At 72.8% G+C, this 17,719-nt stretch carries 12 protein-coding genes; 3 read left to right on the forward strand and 9 right to left on the reverse strand.

Annotation, left to right across the window (positions count from 1 at the left end):
• Positions 1-9 precede the first annotated feature (9 nt).
• The 5 genes from ACOJVX_RS13740 to ACOJVX_RS13760 all read right to left on the reverse strand — a co-directional run bounded on the left by ACOJVX_RS13740 (position 10) and on the right by ACOJVX_RS13760 (position 8,300).
• Entirely contained in the window at positions 10-1,659 is a 1,650-nt protein-coding gene (locus tag ACOJVX_RS13740; RefSeq protein ID WP_422646806.1) for an extracellular solute-binding protein, read from the reverse strand.
• A gap of 149 nt (positions 1,660-1,808) precedes the next feature.
• Positions 1,809-2,822: a LacI family DNA-binding transcriptional regulator gene (locus tag ACOJVX_RS13745; RefSeq protein ID WP_418153106.1), complete on the reverse strand. Its 1,014-nt coding sequence runs from the start codon at positions 2,820-2,822 to the stop codon at positions 1,809-1,811.
• 172 nt (positions 2,823-2,994) lie between these two features.
• Positions 2,995-5,913 (reverse strand): glycoside hydrolase family 3 C-terminal domain-containing protein, encoded by a 2,919-nt coding sequence (locus ACOJVX_RS13750; RefSeq protein WP_418153104.1) that lies wholly within the window; start codon positions 5,911-5,913, stop codon positions 2,995-2,997.
• A gap of 969 nt (positions 5,914-6,882) precedes the next feature.
• Positions 6,883-7,113, reverse strand: a complete 231-nt coding sequence (locus tag ACOJVX_RS13755; RefSeq protein ID WP_155886066.1) for a hypothetical protein — start codon at positions 7,111-7,113, stop codon at positions 6,883-6,885.
• 227 nt (positions 7,114-7,340) lie between these two features.
• A complete protein-coding gene (locus ACOJVX_RS13760; RefSeq protein WP_422646807.1) occupies positions 7,341-8,300 on the reverse strand; it encodes an NBR1-Ig-like domain-containing protein in 960 nt (319 codons plus the stop codon).
• Between the two features lie 674 nt (positions 8,301-8,974).
• Between ACOJVX_RS13760 and crtI the strand changes: the two genes are divergently transcribed.
• Genes crtI through ACOJVX_RS13775 form a run of 3 tightly spaced genes read left to right on the forward strand, consistent with a single transcriptional unit; the run spans position 8,975 to position 13,372 of the window.
• Entirely contained in the window at positions 8,975-10,567 is a 1,593-nt protein-coding gene (gene crtI / locus ACOJVX_RS13765) for a phytoene desaturase family protein (protein WP_418153100.1), read from the forward strand.
• The gene (locus ACOJVX_RS13770) at positions 10,564-11,631 is read left to right on the forward strand and encodes a phytoene/squalene synthase family protein (protein ID WP_030105627.1); all 1,068 of its coding nucleotides are present in this window, start codon (positions 10,564-10,566) and stop codon (positions 11,629-11,631) included. The genes crtI and ACOJVX_RS13770 overlap by 4 nt, the downstream gene beginning before the upstream one ends.
• 28 nt (positions 11,632-11,659) lie before the next feature.
• The gene (locus ACOJVX_RS13775; protein ID WP_422646808.1) at positions 11,660-13,372 is read left to right on the forward strand and encodes an FAD-dependent oxidoreductase; all 1,713 of its coding nucleotides are present in this window, start codon (positions 11,660-11,662) and stop codon (positions 13,370-13,372) included.
• On the opposite strand, the gene ACOJVX_RS13780 is transcribed toward ACOJVX_RS13775, so the two are convergent.
• From ACOJVX_RS13780 to ACOJVX_RS13795, 4 genes are all read right to left on the reverse strand, one after another.
• Complete coding sequence (locus ACOJVX_RS13780; RefSeq protein ID WP_337661925.1) at positions 13,336-14,379, reverse strand: DUF5914 domain-containing protein; 1,044 nt, start codon at positions 14,377-14,379, stop codon at positions 13,336-13,338. The genes ACOJVX_RS13775 and ACOJVX_RS13780 overlap by 37 nt on opposite strands.
• Positions 14,380-14,557: 178 nt before the next feature.
• Positions 14,558-15,916, reverse strand: coding sequence for a cryptochrome/photolyase family protein (locus ACOJVX_RS13785; protein ID WP_026418116.1), 1,359 nt, complete (start codon positions 15,914-15,916; stop codon positions 14,558-14,560).
• Between the two features lie 157 nt (positions 15,917-16,073).
• Complete coding sequence (locus ACOJVX_RS13790) at positions 16,074-16,787, reverse strand: ABC transporter ATP-binding protein (protein ID WP_026418117.1); 714 nt, start codon at positions 16,785-16,787, stop codon at positions 16,074-16,076.
• Positions 16,774-17,697, reverse strand: coding sequence for an ABC transporter ATP-binding protein (locus ACOJVX_RS13795; protein ID WP_103057170.1), 924 nt, complete (start codon positions 17,695-17,697; stop codon positions 16,774-16,776). The genes ACOJVX_RS13790 and ACOJVX_RS13795 overlap by 14 nt, the downstream gene beginning before the upstream one ends.
• Positions 17,698-17,719 lie beyond the last annotated feature (22 nt).

The raw sequence follows: 17,719 nt of genomic DNA on the forward strand, positions 1-17,719 counted from the left end.
TCGGTCCGCTCAGCGTCCGACGTCGCTGAGGGCGTCGTCGTAGAACTCGCGCAGCTCGTCACCACCGTCGGAACGCCACCGGTCCATGATGGAGTCGAGCTGGTCGAGCGGGGTTCGGCCGCGCAGCAGGTCCTGGATCTGGTCGTCGAGCCGCTGTTCGAGGCTGGTGAGCCGGGGAGGCTCCTCGATGTGCAGCCCCTCGTCGATCTTGGACACCTTGTACTGGGCCGCCGCGACCTCCCAGTCGTAGCGCGCCTGGACGTAGCCGGGGTACTGGGCCTGGGCGATCGAGGGCGGCGGAGCGCCCAGGAACCCGTAGGTGAAGGTGACCTCCCGGCTCCCCTTCGCGTTGAGCTGGGGTGAACCACCCTCGCCCCGCTCGCTGTGCACGCCCTCGACCCCGTAGTTGACGAGGTAGTGCTCCTCGGTGCCGATGGGCGCGGCGCAGAAGTTGAGGATGCCGAGCAGCTCCTCGATCCGTTCGGGTTCCAGGTCGCCCCTGATGAAGGTGGCGATGCTGGCGCCCTCCTCGGTGAAGTAGACGGGGTCCCCGCCGTCGTGGGAGAAGGGCGGTATCGGCCGCATGTCGAAGGCGGGGTTGCCGGGGAGCTGCCGGGCCAGCGCCTCGTGCCAGGAACCGAGCCCGTCGACCATCATGAGCATGCTGCCGTTCTCGAACAGCTCCTTCTCCTGCCCGGTGTTGCTCCCGGCGACCGTGGGGTGCACGTGGCCGTCGGCGAAGAGGGCCCGCATGAAGGTGAGCGCCTCGCGGAACCCCTCGGTCTCGGCCTCGTTGACGAGCCGTCCCGAGCTCTCCCGGCTCCAGCCGGGTACCACCCCGAACATGCGCTTGACGTCCAGGAAGAGGTTCCCGCAGGCCCAGCGGTTGCGGTTGGGGTCGGTGATCTGCTCACACAGGGCGCGGAGCTCGTCCGCCGTCGTGGGCGGGGCGAACCCCAGCTCCTCGAACAGGTCGTGGCGGTAGAAGCTGGTGACGGCGAAGAGCTCGGCGGGCGTCGGGACTCCGAAGAGCCGGTTGCCACGTACGCAGTAGGCCCAGGCCCGGGTCGGCAGGTTCGCCAACATCGGGTACTTCTCGACGGCGTCGCCCGCGAGGTGCTCGGTGAGGTCGGCGAAGACGGTGCCGACCGCCTCACCGAAGCGGGGTGGCACGTCCCAGTCCGGGATGACGGTGAGCTCCGGGAGCTGGTCGCCGGCGAACATGGCGTTCAGCTTCGCGGCGTAGTCGCTGCCGTTGACGATGTTGAACCGCACCCGGGCGCCGAGCCGCTCGTTGACCGCGTCGTAGTAGTCGTTGTCCGCCGGGGGGATGGGCCAGAAGGCCGGGGTCATCGCGGTGACCTCGCCGCCCGCGCCGGGTGCGTCGGGTACACCCCGGACCAGTTGGGCCGGGTAGCTCAGGTAGCCGGGAGCGGCACCGAGCCTGCCGGGAAGATCCGGGGCGACGAACTCGACGGGCACGTGGTTGGGGAGCACCGCGCCCATCGCGTCGGGGTCGGAGACGGCTCCGGTGGGGGATGCCCCCGGGCGGGATCCGCAGGCGGTGAGCAGCGGGCTGGTCGCGGCGAGGGCGGCTCCCGCTCCGAGGGCGGAGAGGAAGGAGCGGCGGCTCCAGGTGTGGTGCGGTGTGCGTCTCATCGTGGGCCTTTCGGGCTGTGCCGGCGTGGGCCGGGTCCGGTTGCCGGGGCGGGTCGGATCACGCGGCGGCGGGCGGGTCGGTGGGCGGGACACCGGGAGGAGTGGCCGGAGGGAGGTCGTCGGGCGGGAGTCGCCGGTGTCGCGGGCGGCTAGCCGGGTAGGGGGGCGCGGCCGCAGCTGCCGCGTTCGACCAGCCGGGGGGTGAGCAGGGTGGCGGGGGCGACGCCCTGCCTGGCGAGTTTCGCCATCAGCAGTTCGACGGCTCGCTGGCCGAGGTCCTCGGTCGGGATCTGCACCGAGGTCAGCGGTGGGAAGACGCGGTCGGTGACCTCGTCGGGGCAGATGGCCACCACCGAGACGTCCTCGGGGACACGTCGTCCCCCGGTGCGGAGCGCGGCGAGCAGCGGGCTGATGGCGGACTCGTTGTGCACGACGACCGCGGTGAGCCCGGGGCGTTCGGCGAGCAGCGCCGCGACCGTGCGCGTGACCTCGGCCGGATCGGTCTCGCAGGACCGGGTGGTGGCGTGGACTCCTCGGCGCAGCGCCGCGTTGGTGAAGCCGGCCATCGTGCGGTGGGCGAAACCGGTGTCCCGTTCGTAGACGGCGCGGGGGGCGCCGAGGAGGGCGACCTCCCGGTGCCCGAGGTCGGCGAGGTGGTCGACGCAGAGCGTCCCCGCCGAGGAGAAGTCGAGGTCCACGCAGGTCAACCCGGTGGCGTCGGCGGGGAATCCGATGAGGACCGAGGGCTGGGGAAGGTCGCGCAGCAGTGGGACGCGTTCGTCGTGCATCTCCACGTCCATCACGACGAGTCCGTCCGCCATCGCGCTGGCGGAGATCCGGTTGATGCCCGCGACCCCCTGGTCGCCGGTCACCAGGAGCACGTCCTGGTCCCGCTCCCTGGCGGCGGTGACGACCGACAGGACGAAGCGCATCGCCACCGGCACGTTGACCCCGGTGCGCAGCGGCAGGACCAGGGCCACCACGTTGGCGCGGTTGCTCGCGAGGGAACGAGCGCCGGCGTGGGGGTGGTAGCCCAGGAGTTCGATGCTGTCCCGGACCTTCGCCCGGGTCCGCGCGGAGATCGCCCGCCTGCCGGTGAGCACGTAGGACACCGTGCTCGGGGCGACTCCGGCGTGTTTCGCCACGTCCGCGATCGTGACCACGACACCTCCATTGGTGGTGAGCCAAATCACATTGAAGCGATTCGATTGCCAGGACGTTACGGATCTCCCCTGTCGGGAACAATCCGACGTCTGGCCTATCCGAGCAGGTCGAACGAGGGAGCGAGTGGCTGGCCGGGGGACTGGCGCGACGCCGGGCGGGGCGTTCCGCGCCTCAACCGGCCTCGTCCTCCTCCGGGGGCAGGAGTTCGAGCAGCAGCGCGTGGACCACCGCGTCGCCGTCCGTGAAGACGATCCGCAGTTCCGCCACGCCGGCGTCCGTCTCGACCTCGGCGTCCAGGACCGCGTCCCGGCTACCGGGGGGCACGGTGAGCGGCACGGCCGGCGCACCGCCGACCCCGGGGCGGAACTCGATCCTCGCCCCGGCCGCCCCCGGTCGGCCGCCGGTCTCCGGGGTGGACGCCCGCACGGTGATCCGATGTCGGCCGGCGGGGAACGAGACCCGGTGGAAGGCCAGCCAGGCCCCGTTCCGGCCCGCGACGGCGGTGCCCGAGAGCGGCGTGTCCGGCACCAGGTGGACACCGCCCTGGTCGTCGAAGGAGTCCGCGGCCGTCCAGCGGCCGTGCAGCACGCGCGGTGGGACACGCTCTCCCAGGACGAGCAGGGAGGTGGTGGCCCGCTGGTCCGCCGAGGACGCTCCCACGGAGAACTCGTGCTCGGCGTGTTCGACGGTCCACCGGTCCGACGCGGTGTTCCAGGTGGCGAGCTCCTGCGCGGCGACCACGAACTCGACGGTGCGGCGCTCGCCGGCCCGCAGGCGCAGCCGGCGGAAGCCCCGGAGGCGTCGCCGGGGTTGGCGCCAGCACGACGTCAGGTGACGGGAGTAGAGCTGCACCACCTCGTCACCGTCGCGGTCGCCGCTGTTGGTGACCTCGACGCTCAGCGTGACCACCGCGTCCGGGGCGAGGGTCGAGGTGTCGGCGCGCAGCGGTCCGTAGTCGAATCTGGTGTAGGACAGCCCGTGCCCGAAGGGGTAGAGCGGCTCTCCCCGGTGGTACAGGTAGGTGCTGGCCGCGCTGATGATGTCGTAGTCGAACGGGTCGGGCAGGTCCCGGGTGCTCCGGTACCAGGTCTGGGGCAGTCGCCCTCCCGGCGAGTGGTCACCGAAGAGCACCTCCCCCAACGCGGTCCCCTGCTCCTGCCCGCCGTGCGCCGTCCAGAGGATCGCCGGCACCCGTTCGTCAGCCCACGGGATGGCCATCGGGTAGCCGCTGACGACGACCAGCACCGTGCGGGGGTTGGCTCCCACCACCCGCCGGAGCAGGTCCTCCTGAACGGGAGGGAGCTCGATGTCGGGGCGGTCCTCGGTCTCGCGACCGTTGATGTGCGGGTCGTTGCCGAGCACGACGATCGCGACGTCCGAGGCGGCGGCGGCGCCCTCCGCCCGCCGGGCACCGGAGTCGACGACATCCACCAGGAACGCGGTCGCCTCCTGCTCGTCCTCCGCGTCGGCGGTGAGCACGCCGTCGGGATCGCACCGGACCCACCTGTCGAGTGCCCGGTTCCGCAGGCGACGGGTTCCTCCCGGCCCGGCCCGGAGCTCGAAGGTCTCCCGGACGACCCACTCTCCCGGCGTGACCCGGTCGTTGAGGAGGTGGCCGTCCGGATGGGCGGCGACGTACCGCGCGTTGGCCACGGCCCGGAGGGTCACCGCCTCGTTGCCCCAGTCGAACAGGTCGAACAGGGCCTCGTCCGACCGCGCGGTCTCCGCCGCCACCGCGAGCCGCAGCGGGGACGTGCCCGTCGGGTCGGCGCGCACCTCCCGGCCATCCGCCGCGCGGAGCGCGACCCGGTCCACCGCCTCCACGGTGGTCACCTCGCCGTCGAAGGCGGCCTCGATCCCGGCCGACGGTGTGATCCGGTAGGGCAGGGTTCCGCTGTACCAGTCCTCGAAGAGCGTGTCCGCGTGCCACCCGATGACCGCCAGGCGGCGGATCCGGTCGCGGTCCAGTGGGAGGGTCTCGTCCTCGTTCCTGAGCAGGACGAGCGCCTGGCGCGCGGCCTCCGCCGCGAGGTCGCGGTGGGAGGGGCGGTTGATGACCTCCGAGGTGAGCCCCGCGTAGGGGTTGTGCTCGGGCGGGTCGAACTCCCCGAGCCGGAACCGGACGGCCAGCAGGCGGCGGACCGCGGTGTCCACGTCGTCCTCGGTGATCAGCCCGCGGTCGAGGGCGGTGCTCAGCTGCTGGATGGTGTGGTCGGAGTCGCGGTCGTGCTCGGTGAAGCTGTCCACCCCGGCGCGGAGCGCGGCCGCGAACCCCGCGGGGTGATCGGGCAGGTACCCCTGGGACCCGGCGATGTTGGAGGGTGCGTAGGCGTCGCTGAACACGGCCAGTCCCGGGCCCGCCCACTCGCGGAGGGTGTCGTTGATCAGGGGTGAGAGGTGGGCGGGCCGCCCGTTGACCAGGTTGTAGGAGGGCATCACCGCCACCGCCGCACCGGCCCGCAGCGGGATCTCGAAAGCCGGCAGCTCGTACTCGTGGAGCACACGGGGACGCAGGTCGGACGAGGTGGTGTCCCGGTCGGTCTCGTTGTTGTACCCGAGGAAGTGCTTGAGCGTGGGCGCCGTCCTCCAGTACCGGGGGTGGTGGCCCCGCAGCCCCGCCGCGTAGGCGGTGGCCAGTGTTCCGGTGAGCAGCGGGTCCTCCGCGTACCCCTCCTCGTTGCGCCCCCACCTCGGGTCGCGCAACGGGTTGACGACGGGTGCCCAGACGTTGAGCCCGCCGCCCCGGTCCGGGTTGTCGTGGTGGAAGCCGCGAACCTCGTCGCCCACGGCGGAACCGATCCGCTCGACCAGTTCGGGGTTCCAGGTCGCGCCCAGCCCGACCGCCTGGGGGAAGACGGTCGCCGGCCCGAGCCAGGCCAGGCCGTGCAGCACCTCACCACCGGTGCGGAACTCGGCCATGCCCAGCTCGGGCACGGCGGGTTGGACCTGGTGGAGCAGGGCGATCCGGGTGCGGAGGTCCAGTCGACCGAGCAGGTCGTCCACCCTCACCGGGATCGGGAGTTCCGGGTCGAGGTAGGCCCGAGATTCGCCGCCGACCGGTTCCGGGTCGCGCCGTTCGTTGGCAGCCACTCCTGACCTCCGTCCGCTCCGTCGCGTCCGCGTCGTTCCACGCCCACTGGTTCCGGCGGATGAGGCGCCCACCAGTCGAACATTCGACGAATACCCTGTCGAACGAATTCGAAGCGCTTCGATTCCACCGCTACTCCGGCGGATTCGCGAATTCGATCGGCATGAAACTGGCACAACCGGGCGAGGCCGTCAAGAGTCGTCCCGCAATTCCCCCGGCCGGTTGGGCGGCCTCGTTGACTTCGGGAACTCGCGGACTACCGTGCCGCGCTCGCGCACGGCGGAGGTGCCGGCACTGCGCCGCCCGGCCCAGTGACCGTCCCGGCGCGGCGGGCCGCACTGCTCCGACCGGCCCTCCTCGTTCGACGACAGCGCCGCGGCCCCGGCGGGCACGGCGGGACCGGCGCACGGCCGGATCGGGCCAACCCCGGCGCCGCACTGGCCAGGGGTCGGGCTCGGGGCCCGCCGCCGCGCACGCCCCACCCGAGTCGTGACCTGCCCGGGGACGAACGTCGTGTCCCGCCGGGACCGCCTCGGCGACGGGGACGTCCCCTGCCCCGCGCGGAGCCACGTCGCCGGATCGCCGTGGTGGGGGCGAGCGCGCGGAGCGCGGTTCGACCGGCGCGTGATGGGACGAGCTCGGTTCCCCGTGCCGGGACCACCTACCCCACCAGCTTTCCGAATCGGAATCCCCCTGACTTTCCGAATCGGATTTCCCTGCCTTTCCGAATCGGGCACCCCCGGCGGGGAGTTCGCCGATCCCATCGGCGTTCACGCCGGTTCCGGGTCCCGCACGGAACGTGCGACCCAACCCCGAGGTTGGATCACGAACTCATCACGAATGAAAAGTGGTGTACCCGGCGAGCGACTCCGCGCGAAATCGCGACCGCGGCCCCGTTGCCGGGTCCCTCGAATGGTCCGGGGCGCGGGCCGCCGACCGACCGGACGCGCGCCGCTCGGTATCCCGGACCGTCAGCGCTCTCGAACGAACAGCAGACCGGACCGGCCCGGAGCGGCCCGGAACCGGCGGGCGAGGAGGCGGGCTCCGACGGGCAGCCACACCGCGAAGGCGGCGTTCTCGGTCGCGGCCGAACCGTACAGCAGCAGGTCGACGGCGAGCGCGCGCACCGTGCCCGTGTAGACAGGGCCCGCGACGGCCCCACCTGGGGCACGCCAGCCACCGCTGCCCGTTCGCCCACGCACGGCCCGTCCAGTGCCCTTCCGACTTCCTCGCGGCACGGTGTCCCGCCTCCTTCCGCTCTCGCCGGGCGGGACCGGCTCGCGGCCATCGTGCTGGAGGCGTGGTGGACACCACAAGCGGGAAATGTCCACGGTTCGTCCGTGGTCGGTGGTCATTTCGGCGGTACCGCCAGCCCCACCCCCCGGACGCCTCGCTCATCGGGTGCGGACGCACCGGCGTCGAGATCGGATCAGGGAACGACGATGACGTACACGTGCACCGGTAGACCGTCCGGGAGGAAGAAATTCCCGTCGGCGTCGGTCATCTTCCATTCCGTCAGGCTGTGCCCGAGGGACCAGGGCGCTCGCATCGGCACGCTGACCAGAGCCGTCTCGCCGGGTGCGGTGGGTGGGATCGGAACACGCCGGGGCGCCTGGCACGAGTCCGGGTCGTCCGGGCCGAGGCGCTGGAGGTAGCGGTGCCGCCAGAAGACGCTCCCGGTGTTCGCGAGTTCCCAGATCTTCACGAAGTCCTCGCCCCGGTGCACGGTCGTGCCGTCCGGGTAGTTCACGTCCCTCCGGAGCTCGGAGTCGTCGCCTGGCACGAGTCGTCGGGTCGTGCTCAACGGGTCGCGCACCACCGCCTCCAGGCCCGGGGCCCCCGCACCAGCCGAGGGGAAGGTCGTCGTGGTGATCTCGATCCCCAGCAGCGCCCCGGCGCGCAGCGCCCAGGTCGTGCGGCGGGGCGCCCAGCTGGGTAGCCAGCGCGTCGGCGGGGACGGTGCCTCCTGCGGCACGGCCGTGCGGGCGGGTACGGCCTGGCCGGTGGCCCGGCGGTCGGGAACGCGCAGGGCGGCCGCCCCCAGTACCGGGGGCTCGCACGCTGGCTCCTCGTCCAGGCCGTCGAGCCGGGCCCGAGCGCGTTCCCAACGGCCGCGCCACTCGGTGAGCACCTCCTCGGCGTCGCGTTCCAGGACTCCGACGGCGAGGCAGCGAACGAACTCCCAGGTGGTCTCCCAGGAGGGCAGTTCCCGGCCTCGGGCGGCCGCCGACAACGAGGACTTGCAGGCCACCGCCCCGAGCCGGCCGCTCATCGCCTCGAAGGACGGATCACCGGCGCGCTGCTTGAGCTCCCAGAGCCGTGCCGCGAACTCCGCGACCGGTCCGGCGTTCGGGTCCGGGGTGCGCGGTTTGCGTCCACGTTTGGCCATCGGTGCGTGATCACCCGCTCCACTGTCCACAGTGTCCCGCCGGGTGCCTCCGGCGGGCGTCCGGCTGACATCTTGCAGACCTGGTCTCCGCTGTTCGGCGCACCCGCTGGTTGATCACCCGATTCCGCACCCGTACCACCCGGTCGGGGTCCTGGCGGACGAACGGCGGAGGCGGACCGGCTCCGCTGTTCCGGCGGGCGGGCCAGGACCGGGGCCTCCGGGAGGGCGAGGGGCCCGTCGACGGGAACGACCGATGTTCGCGCCGGATGGGCGGCGGGGCAAGATACCCGGGGGCACCGGACGGTCGACGGCACGAGTTGCCGATCGCCGGTGCTGGAACGAGCATGGGTTGCGGCAGGGCGCAACCGACACCGGAGAGGGCGGTCCATGATCTCGGCCGTATCCAGGCGGGACCGCCGGCACCTGCCGAGGGCCGTTCCCTCGGCCTCCCGCGCGGTCACCCGGCCCGCTCGCCGACCACGCCCCGCCGCGGCTCGGCTCACGGACCCGGCTCCCCCGCGCACCGCGAACGGGCGCACGACCGCTCCCTCGGCGCGCGGCGTCGGCAGACCCGGGTGGGCCCGCCGGTGCCTCGGCGCGGCGGGCAGGAGGCGTTGGGGCTGGTCGACCGGATGGACCGCGCGGAACCGGACCGCGCGGAACGAGGAGGCGTGATGCGGACCGTTCCGGGACGCACGGACCATGTGGTCGTCGTGGGCGCCGGCCTCGCCGGCCTCTCCGCCACCCTGCACCTGCTGGGCGCCGGCCGGCGAGTGACCGTGGTCGAACGGGACCCGCTGCCCGGTGGGCGCATGGGGTTGGCCGAGATCGACGGGTACCGGATGGACACCGGGCCCACCGTGTTGACGATGCCCGACCTGGTGGCCGAGCCCCTCGCGGCCGTCGGGCGCCCGTTGGAGTCCGTGCTGGACCTCGTTCGGCTCGACCCCGCCTACCAGGCGAGGTTCGCCGACGGCAGCGTGCTCGACGTGCACACCGACGGTGACAGGATGGAGCAGGCCGTCCGCGAGTTCGCCGGTCCGGTCGAGGCCGCCGGCTACCGCCGGCTCCGCCGATGGCTGACCGACCTCTACCGCGCCGAGTACGACGACTTCATCGACGCGAACTTCGACTCACCGCTGGACCTGTGCACCCCCCAGCTCGCCCGGCTGGTCGGGCTCGGCGCCTTCGGCAGGTTGGACCGCGCGGTGGGCCGTTTCCTGCGCGACCCCCGCCTGCGGCGGGTGTTCTCCTTCCAGGCGCTCTACGCCGGTGTCCAGCCGCGACAGGCCCTGGCCGTGTACGGGGTCATCGGGTACATGGACACCGTCGCCGGCGTCTACTTCCCCCGAGGGGGGATGTGGCAGGTACCGAGGAGGTACGCCCAGGTGGCGGCGGAGTGCGGTGCCTCGTTCCGCTACGGGGCCGAGGTCGCCGAACTGGTGAGGTCGGGGGGGCGGGCCACCGGGGTCCGCACCGCCGACGGGGAACTCATCCCGTGCGACGCGGTGGTCCTCACCCCCGACCTGCCGGTCAGCTACCGCCTGCTCGGCCGGACGCCCCGGCGTCCCGTGCCGCTGCGGGCCTCGCCGTCCGCCGTCGTCGTCCACGCCGGTTCCACCGGTTCGTGGGCCGACCTCGGCCACCACACGATCTCCTTCGGTGAGTCCTGGGCGGGCACCTTCGACGAGATCGTCAACAAGGGCAGGTTGATGAGCGACCCGTCGTTGCTGTTGACGAGACCGACCGCGACCGACCCCTCGCTCGCGCCGCCCGGGCGGGAGCTCTGCTACCTCCTCGCGCCCTGCCCGAACCTGCGCACCGGCCGCCTGGACTGGGACCGCATCGGCCCGGCCTACGCGGAGGAGATGATCCAGGTGATCGAACGGCGCCACCTGCCCGGGTTCGGGGGCTCCCTGGAGGCACGGCAGGTGCACACCCCGTCGCACTGGGCCGACCGGGGGCTCCTCGACGGTTCCCCCTTCAGCGCGGCGCACACCTTCGCCCAGACCGGACCCTTCCGACCGAGGAACCTGCCTCGTGGACTCGACAACGTCGTCCTCGCGGGGGCCGGCACCACGCCCGGGGTCGGCATCCCGACGGTGTTGGTGTCCGGCAAACTCGCCGCCGCCCGCATCACCGGGCTCGGCTCGCGACGCGCACCAGGCGGGTCCGTGCCCCGTTCGGCACGGGCGCGGACGGGCCCAACCGACACCGGCCCCCGCACCGCACCGGACACCCTGCCGGCCCGGGGCCCGATCCCGTGACCCGGAGGGAACTGGTCGCCGCCGGTGTGACGGACCCGGGTCTGCACCGGGCGTACCAGCGCTGCCGGGAGCTGCACGCGGCGCACGGACGGACCTACTACCTCGCCACCCGGCTGTTGGAACCGGCCCGACGGCCCGCGGTGCACGCGCTCTACGGCTTCGCCCGGCTGGTGGACGACGTCGTCGACGACCTGGAGGGGATGCGGGACCAGGCGGCCAGGGCGGCGGAGCTGTCCGCGTTGGAGGCGGACCTGGTGACGGGGTTCCGATCCGGGCGCAGCGAACACCCCGTCCTGGCCGCCGTGGTCGACGTGGTCCGGCGCTACCGGATCGACACGTCCTACTTCCGCGACTTCATGCGGTCCATGCGGATGGACCTCACCGTCGACAGGTACCCGACCCGCCGGGCGCTGTCCGTCTACGTCCGGGGCTCGGCCGACGTCATCGGCCTCCAGGTCCTGCCGGTGCTGGGCACGGTGGTCCCCCGGGAGGAGGCCGCTCCCCACGCCGCCGCCCTGGGCACGGCTTTCCAGCTGACCAACTTCCTGCGCGACGTCGGGGAGGACCTGGACCGGGGCCGTGTCTACCTCCCCGAGGACGAGCTGGCGGAGTTCGGTGTGGACCGCGACCGGCTGGTGTGGTGCCGGGCTCGGGGCTGGCCGGACCGGCAGGTGCGCCGGGCGTTGGCCGACCAGGTCAGCAGGACCAGGGCGGTGTACCGGTTCGCCCAGCCGGGCATCGCGATGCTCGACCCCGTGTCCCGGCCCTGCGTGGCGGCGGCATTCACCCTGTACGGCGAAATCCTTGACCGCATCGAGGACCGTGACCACGACGTGTTCTCCGGCCGGGCGCGGGTGACCCGTCGACGACGACTGGCGGTCGGTCTCACCGGGATGGGGAGATCCCTCCTGGTCAGGGTCGCCGCCCGCGCCGCCCGGTCAGCCGGATCCGGTGGCCGGTCGGGTGGACCGGCTCCCTCGCTCCCGCCCTCCCCAGAACAGGCGCGGGTACCGGTGAGGCGGCAAGGTTCGTCACGGAGCACCGGGTCGCCGACCGGCGTGTGACGGTCGGCGACCGGGGTGCCCAGGCTGGATGTCGGCAGTGACTCGGAGGCGACACGTGACCCCACCCGTGACAGGCCGTCCAGGACGGGACAGGAAGGCGACGCGGTACGAGGCCCCGCCCGGGTACCCGGACACCGGTCATCTCCGCCAGCGGCCCCGGGTCGCGGTGGTGGGTGGCGGGATCGCCGGCCTGGCCGCAGCGGCCGCGCTGTCCGAACGCGGTGTCGAGGTGCGGCTGCTGGAACGGGAACCCCAGCTGGGGGGCCGGGTCGCCGGCTGGACCACCACGCTGGCGGACGGTTCGGTCGCCGGCATGAACCGGGGCTTCCACGCGTTCTTCCGCCAGTACTACAACCTGCGGGGGCTCCTGCGCCGGGCCGACCCCGCGCTGGCGCGGCTGCGCCCGGTCGAGGACTACCCGCTGCTCCACCGGGAGGGGTTCCGTGACAGCTTCGCCCGGTTGCCCAGGACCCCGCCGTGGAACGCCCTGGCGTTCGTGGCCCACAGCCCCAGCTTCACCTTCGGTGACCTGGCGCGGTTGGGCACCAGGGCCGCGATACCGCTGGGCCAGGTGCGGGTGCCCCGCACCTACGGGCAGTTGGACGACCTGGACGCCGACGCCTTCCTCGCCCAGATCCGCTTCCCCAGGAGGGCGCGGCACCTGGCGTTCGAGGTCTTCTCGCGGAGCTTCTTCGCCGAGCCGACCCAGCTGTCGGCGGCCGAACTGGCCACCATGTTCCACATCTACTTCCTGGGATCCAGCGAGGGCCTGGTGTTCGACGTCGCCGACGACTGCTTCTCGCGAGCGCTGTGGGACCCGCTCGCGGCGCACCTGCGCCGGTGCGGGGCCTCGGTCCGCACCGGGACCTCGGTGGAGCGGGTGGAACGGGGCGGCACCCGGCGGTGGGCGGTCGTCCACCGCACGGGCACGGAACCGCCGGAAAGGACCGAGGTCGACGGGGTCGTCCTCGCGCTCGACGTGCGGGGCCTTCGCGCGGTCGTCGACTCGTCCCCCGCCCTGGGAGACGACGACTGGCGGCGGCGCGTCAGGCGGTTGCGGACCGCGCCCCCCTTCCTCGTCTCCCGGTTCTGGCTGGACCGCCCGGTCCACCCGGCCCGGGCACCGTTCCTGTGCACCAGCGGTTTCGGGTGCCTGGACAACATCAGCGTGCTCGAACGCTACGAACGCACCGCCAGGGACTGGTCCCGCCGCACCGGTGGCTCGGTGGCGGAACTGCACTCCTACGCTCTGCGGGGCGAGCCCGACGTCGAGCGGCTCAGGCAGGGCGTGCTCGGCGAGCTCCGACGGGTCTACCCGGAGACCGGGGCGGCGGGCGTGGTGGACGAACGCCACGAGATCCGGGACGACTGCCCCCTGTTCCCCCCGGGTGGCTTCACGGACCGCCCACCGGTGCGCACCCCGGACCCGTTCGTGACCGTGGCGGGGGACCTCACCCGGGTCGACCTGCCGGTCGCGCTCATGGAGCGGGCCGCCACCAGCGGGTTCATGGCGGCGAACGTGCTGCTCGGCGAATGGGGTGTTCATGGCCACGACCTGTGGAGCGTCCCCCAGGGGGGCCGGTGGCCCCTGCTCGACCGCCTGGAGTACGTGCGTCCCGCGCCGCGACGGCACCGGACCGCCGCGCCCGCCAGGGCGGAGGTCGCACGGGACGCGGCGGTGCCGGTGCGGGAGGTTCCCGCCGGTCAACCGGGCCAACGGCCGGTGGAACGCAGCTCGTAGCGGCGTTCGGCGTAGTCCATGTCGTCCCGCCACAGCCGACGCGCCGTCATGTTCATGAGTGGGCGGACGAGCGGGGTGAGGCGGCGCGCCACCGCGAAGCCCCGCCGGTCCGAGCTGGCCACCGTCGCCTCGATCACCGCCGTCCTCGGGTGACCGGCGCCGTCCGGTGCCCAGGGCGTGGCATGCGTCTCCACGACGCTGCCCCTCCCCTCCCCCTCGGTGATCCGCATGACGATGGTCCTCGGTCCCGGGCAGGTGAAGGTGGCCTTGACCGGTACGCCGATCTGCCGGGACAACCGGAACGACACCTCCACGTCGAACCGGTCGGACTCCGGGTCCTCCGGGTCGGCGTCGACGGGGGCGTCGAGCACCCGCAGGTTCGCGAAGGAGTACGGGTGGAACCACGCCCCGTGCCACGGGTCGAGCCGGTTGGCGATCACGTCCTGTGGTTCGCAGCGGCCCACCACCGTGGTGACGGCGGCGATCGCGCCGGCCGCCGGGGGCCGGCGGGGGACGACGGGTTCCGGGAGCGGAGCCTCACCGCCCACCTCGTCGAGGCGGACCCAGGCGAGCACCCCGTCGTCGTGGGCCGGGTAGGGCTGCCAGCCGGGCGCTCCGCCCGCCCCCAACCGCAGGCCGTGCCACCGGCACACCAGTTCCCCGCAGTGCACGACCGCTTCGGACAGCGGAGCGCCCAGGTGGGGGCAGCTACCGGGACCGGCGCGCAACCGCCCGTCCTGGGTTCGCCAGCAGACGACCTCCACCCCGCCGATCGTCCGGCCCAGCGGAGCGCCACCGAGGGCGATCTCCCGGCTCGCGCCGAGCACGAACCAGTTGCCCGAGGGCCGGGCGAGCGCCCGTTTCAGCGCGGACTCGATCACCGAGGGCCTGGCGCCGCGCCACGTGCCCTCCTGCTCGGCCCACCTGGGGGCGCGCAGACGGCGGAGGGGGATTCTGGACAGCCACGACCCGGCTCGCGGCGACGTACCGACCACGACAGTGTTCACCTCGTTCACCTGGGGAGATCTGGCCCCGGTGTCCACCGGGGACCCGGCCGACTCGACTGTAGGCGCGTCCGGATCTTCCCGCGCTTCTCGACCTCCCGCCGGGTGAGCACCCCCGGGTGATCCCGGTCCGTGGCCGCCGTCTCCTCGGGCGGTGCCGGTCGGTGGCCGCCGGGGTGGCTCAGTCCTTGCCGCGCGCCGCGCGGAACCGCCGGGCGGCGTCCATCAGGTCGACCAGGGGTGGGGGGTAGTCGCGACGCCGCAGTTCCTCCTCGCCCAACCGCCAGGGCTCGTGGATCTCGGGAGGTGCCAGGTCCGCGAGCTCGGGCACGTACCGGCGGACGTAGGCGCCGTCCGGGTCGTACCGCTCGGCCTGGCGGGTCGGGTTCAGCACCCGGTTGGGGCGCGTGTCGGTGCCGGTACCCGCCACCCACTGCCAGTTCATGTTGTTGTTGGCGATGTCCCCGTCGACGAGGAGCCGGAGGAAGTGCCGTGCGCCCTCCCTCCAGTCCAGGTAGAGCGACTTGGTGAGGAAACTGGCGGTGACCAGACGAGCCCGGTTGTGCATCCACCCCTCGGTGGCCAGCTGCCGCATGCCCGCGTCGACGAGGGGAACTCCGGTGCGCCCGTCCCGCCAGGCGGCCAGCTCCTCGTGGTCGGTGCGCCAGTGGTCGTTCCGGGTGCGGTAGTCGTTCCAGGCCGATCCGGGACGCGCGGCGAGGACCTGGTGGTGGAAGTCCCGCCAGGCCAGCTGCCGGAGGAACGCCCGCTCGCCGTCCGACTCCCCGACCCGCTGGGCGATCTCGGTGGGGGACACGCAGCCGAAGTGGAGGTAGGCCGACAGCCGGGACGTCCCGTCGCGCGCCAACCGGTCCTGGTCGCTGGCGTAGTGGTGGACCCCGTCGTCCAGCCAGTCGTCCAGCAGGCGACGGCCCTCCGACTCCCCACCCGTGGGCAGGGAGGGCGAGACGTCTCCGTCGACGAGGTCCGCCCTCCCCGGGATGCCACCCGGTCGCAGCGGGGGGAGTCGGAGCGCCTTCGGCGCGGGGTGGAGACCGCGGGTGTGGTGCTCCCGCCAGTGCCGGAAGTAGGGGGTGAACACCGCGAAGTGGTCACGGCTCTGGGGTGCCAGCTCACCGGGAGCCGCGACGGTGACGACGGTGTCGTGCACGACGAGTTCACGGCCGGCCCCCGACAGGGCCTTGGACAGGCGACGCGCCCGACCGGTCGCGTAGGCGCTGACGTCCGCCGCGACGTGCACCGTGGCGGCGTCGAACCGCTCGGCCAGCCCGACCACCTCCCGGACCGGGTCGCCCCGGGTGATGAGCAGGTCGCCACCGAGCTCGCGGAGCTCGCGTCGGAGGTCCCGCAGGCAGTCCAGCAGGAAGGCGACCCGGTTCGGGCTCCGGTGACCTCCTCGGAGGATCACGTCGTCGAGCACGAAGACGGGTACCGCGTGGTCGGCCGAGGCCGCGGCGCCCAGCACCGGGTTGTCGTGCACGCGGAGATCACGGGTGAGGAGCGCGACGGCGGTGGGCAAGGATCCTCCAGGCGACGGGGGCCCGACCGGCGGGCCGGGACGTTCCGCCAGCCTGTCGGTCGGTCTCCCCGCCGGCCAGGCAGGGGCGCCGGGCCACGGCTGTTTCACCCGGAGGTGTGAGGCGGGACGTGGGGCACGACCCGCCTCACGGCATCGGTCAGCCGACGCCCAGGTAGGCGTCCTTGATGCTCGGGTCGGCGAGGAGTTCCGCCCCGGTGCCCGTCCTGGTGATCTCACCGGCGTCGAGGATGTACGCGCGGTGCGCCCGGCTGAGGGCCTGCTGCGCGTTCTGTTCCACGAGCAGGACGGTGGTCCCCTGTTCGTTGATCTCCGTGATGATGCGGAAGATCTGCTGGATGAACTGCGGGGCGAGCCCCATCGACGGTTCGTCGAGCAACAGCAGCCTGGGTCGGGCCATCAACGCGCGGCCGAGCGCCAACATCTGCTGCTCGCCCCCGGACATGGTGCCGCCGACCTGCGTGCGGCGTTCCTCGAGCCGGGGGAACAGGCTGAACACGCGCTCGTAGTCCTCGGCGATCGCCGCGCGGTCCTTGCGGGTGTAGCAGCCCATGTCCAGGTTCTCCTGGACCGTCATGCCGGGGAAGATCGCCCGTCCCTCCGGGGACTGGCAGATCCCCCGCACCACCCGCAGGTCGGCGCGGAGGCGGGTGATGTCGTCGCCCTCGAAGGTGATGCTGCCGGAGGTGACCGGCAGCAGACCGGAGACGGTCCGCATGGTGGTGGTCTTGCCCGCTCCGTTGGCCCCGATGAGGGTGACCACCTCCCCCTCCTCCACGGTGAGGGAGAGACCGCTCAGCGCGCGGATCCGTCCGTAGTGCACGGACACGTCGGAGATCTCAAGCAACGTCATCGTCAGGAACCCCCAGGTAGGCGGCGATGACCGCGGGGTCCTCCCGGACCTCGGCGGGGCGACCGTCGGCGATCTTCTTGCCGAACTCGAGCACGACCAGCCGGTCCGTGACGCCCATGACCAGTTTCATGTCGTGGTCGATGAGCAGCACGGTGTACCCGTCGTCCCGGATCTCGCGGATGAGCCCCATGAGCTCCTCCTTCTCCGCCGGGTTGAACCCGGCGGCCGGCTCGTCGAGGCACAGGAGCTTCGGCTCGGTGGCCAGCGCCCTGGCGATCTCCAGGCGCCGCTGGTAGCCGTAGGGCAGGTTCTTCGCCTTGTCGGCCGCCCGGTCGGCGATGCCGACGAACTCCAGCAACGCCATCGCCCGCTCGACGCCCTCGCGTTCCTCCCGGTGGTGGCGGGGCAACCGGAGCAGCGCGCCGAGCACGCCGGTGCGGTGGCGGGCGTCGGTGCCCACGACCACGTTCTCCAGCGCGGTCATCTCGCCGAAGAGCCTGATGTTCTGGAAGGTCCTGGCGATGCCTCGCCGGGTGATCTGCGACTTCTTGAGCCGCCCCAGGGGCCGGCCCTCGAGCAGCACGTCCCCCGAGGAGGGGCGGTAGACGCCGGTCATCGCGTTGAAGCAGGTGGTCTTGCCCGCCCCGTTCGGTCCGATGAGGCCGAGGATCTCCCCGCGTCGGATGGAGAAGGACACCGAGTCGAGGGCGACGAGCCCGCCGAAGCTGAGGGTGACGTCCCTCATCTCGAGCAGGGTCTCGCCGACCTCGACCTCGATGTCCCGGTCCGGCGCGACGACGTCCGCCACTTCCGCCTCGTGCTCGGCCCGTTCCTCCGCGCTCATCCGCGCGACCTCACCGACGAGACCGCCTGGCTGGTCGGTCCCGGGGTCGTCGAGGTGGTGACGCATCTCGGGTGTGGAACCGCTGGTG

This window comes from Actinoalloteichus caeruleus (assembly GCF_049311605.1).
Classification (GTDB): Bacteria; Actinomycetota; Actinomycetes; order Mycobacteriales; family Pseudonocardiaceae; genus Actinoalloteichus_B; species Actinoalloteichus_B caeruleus.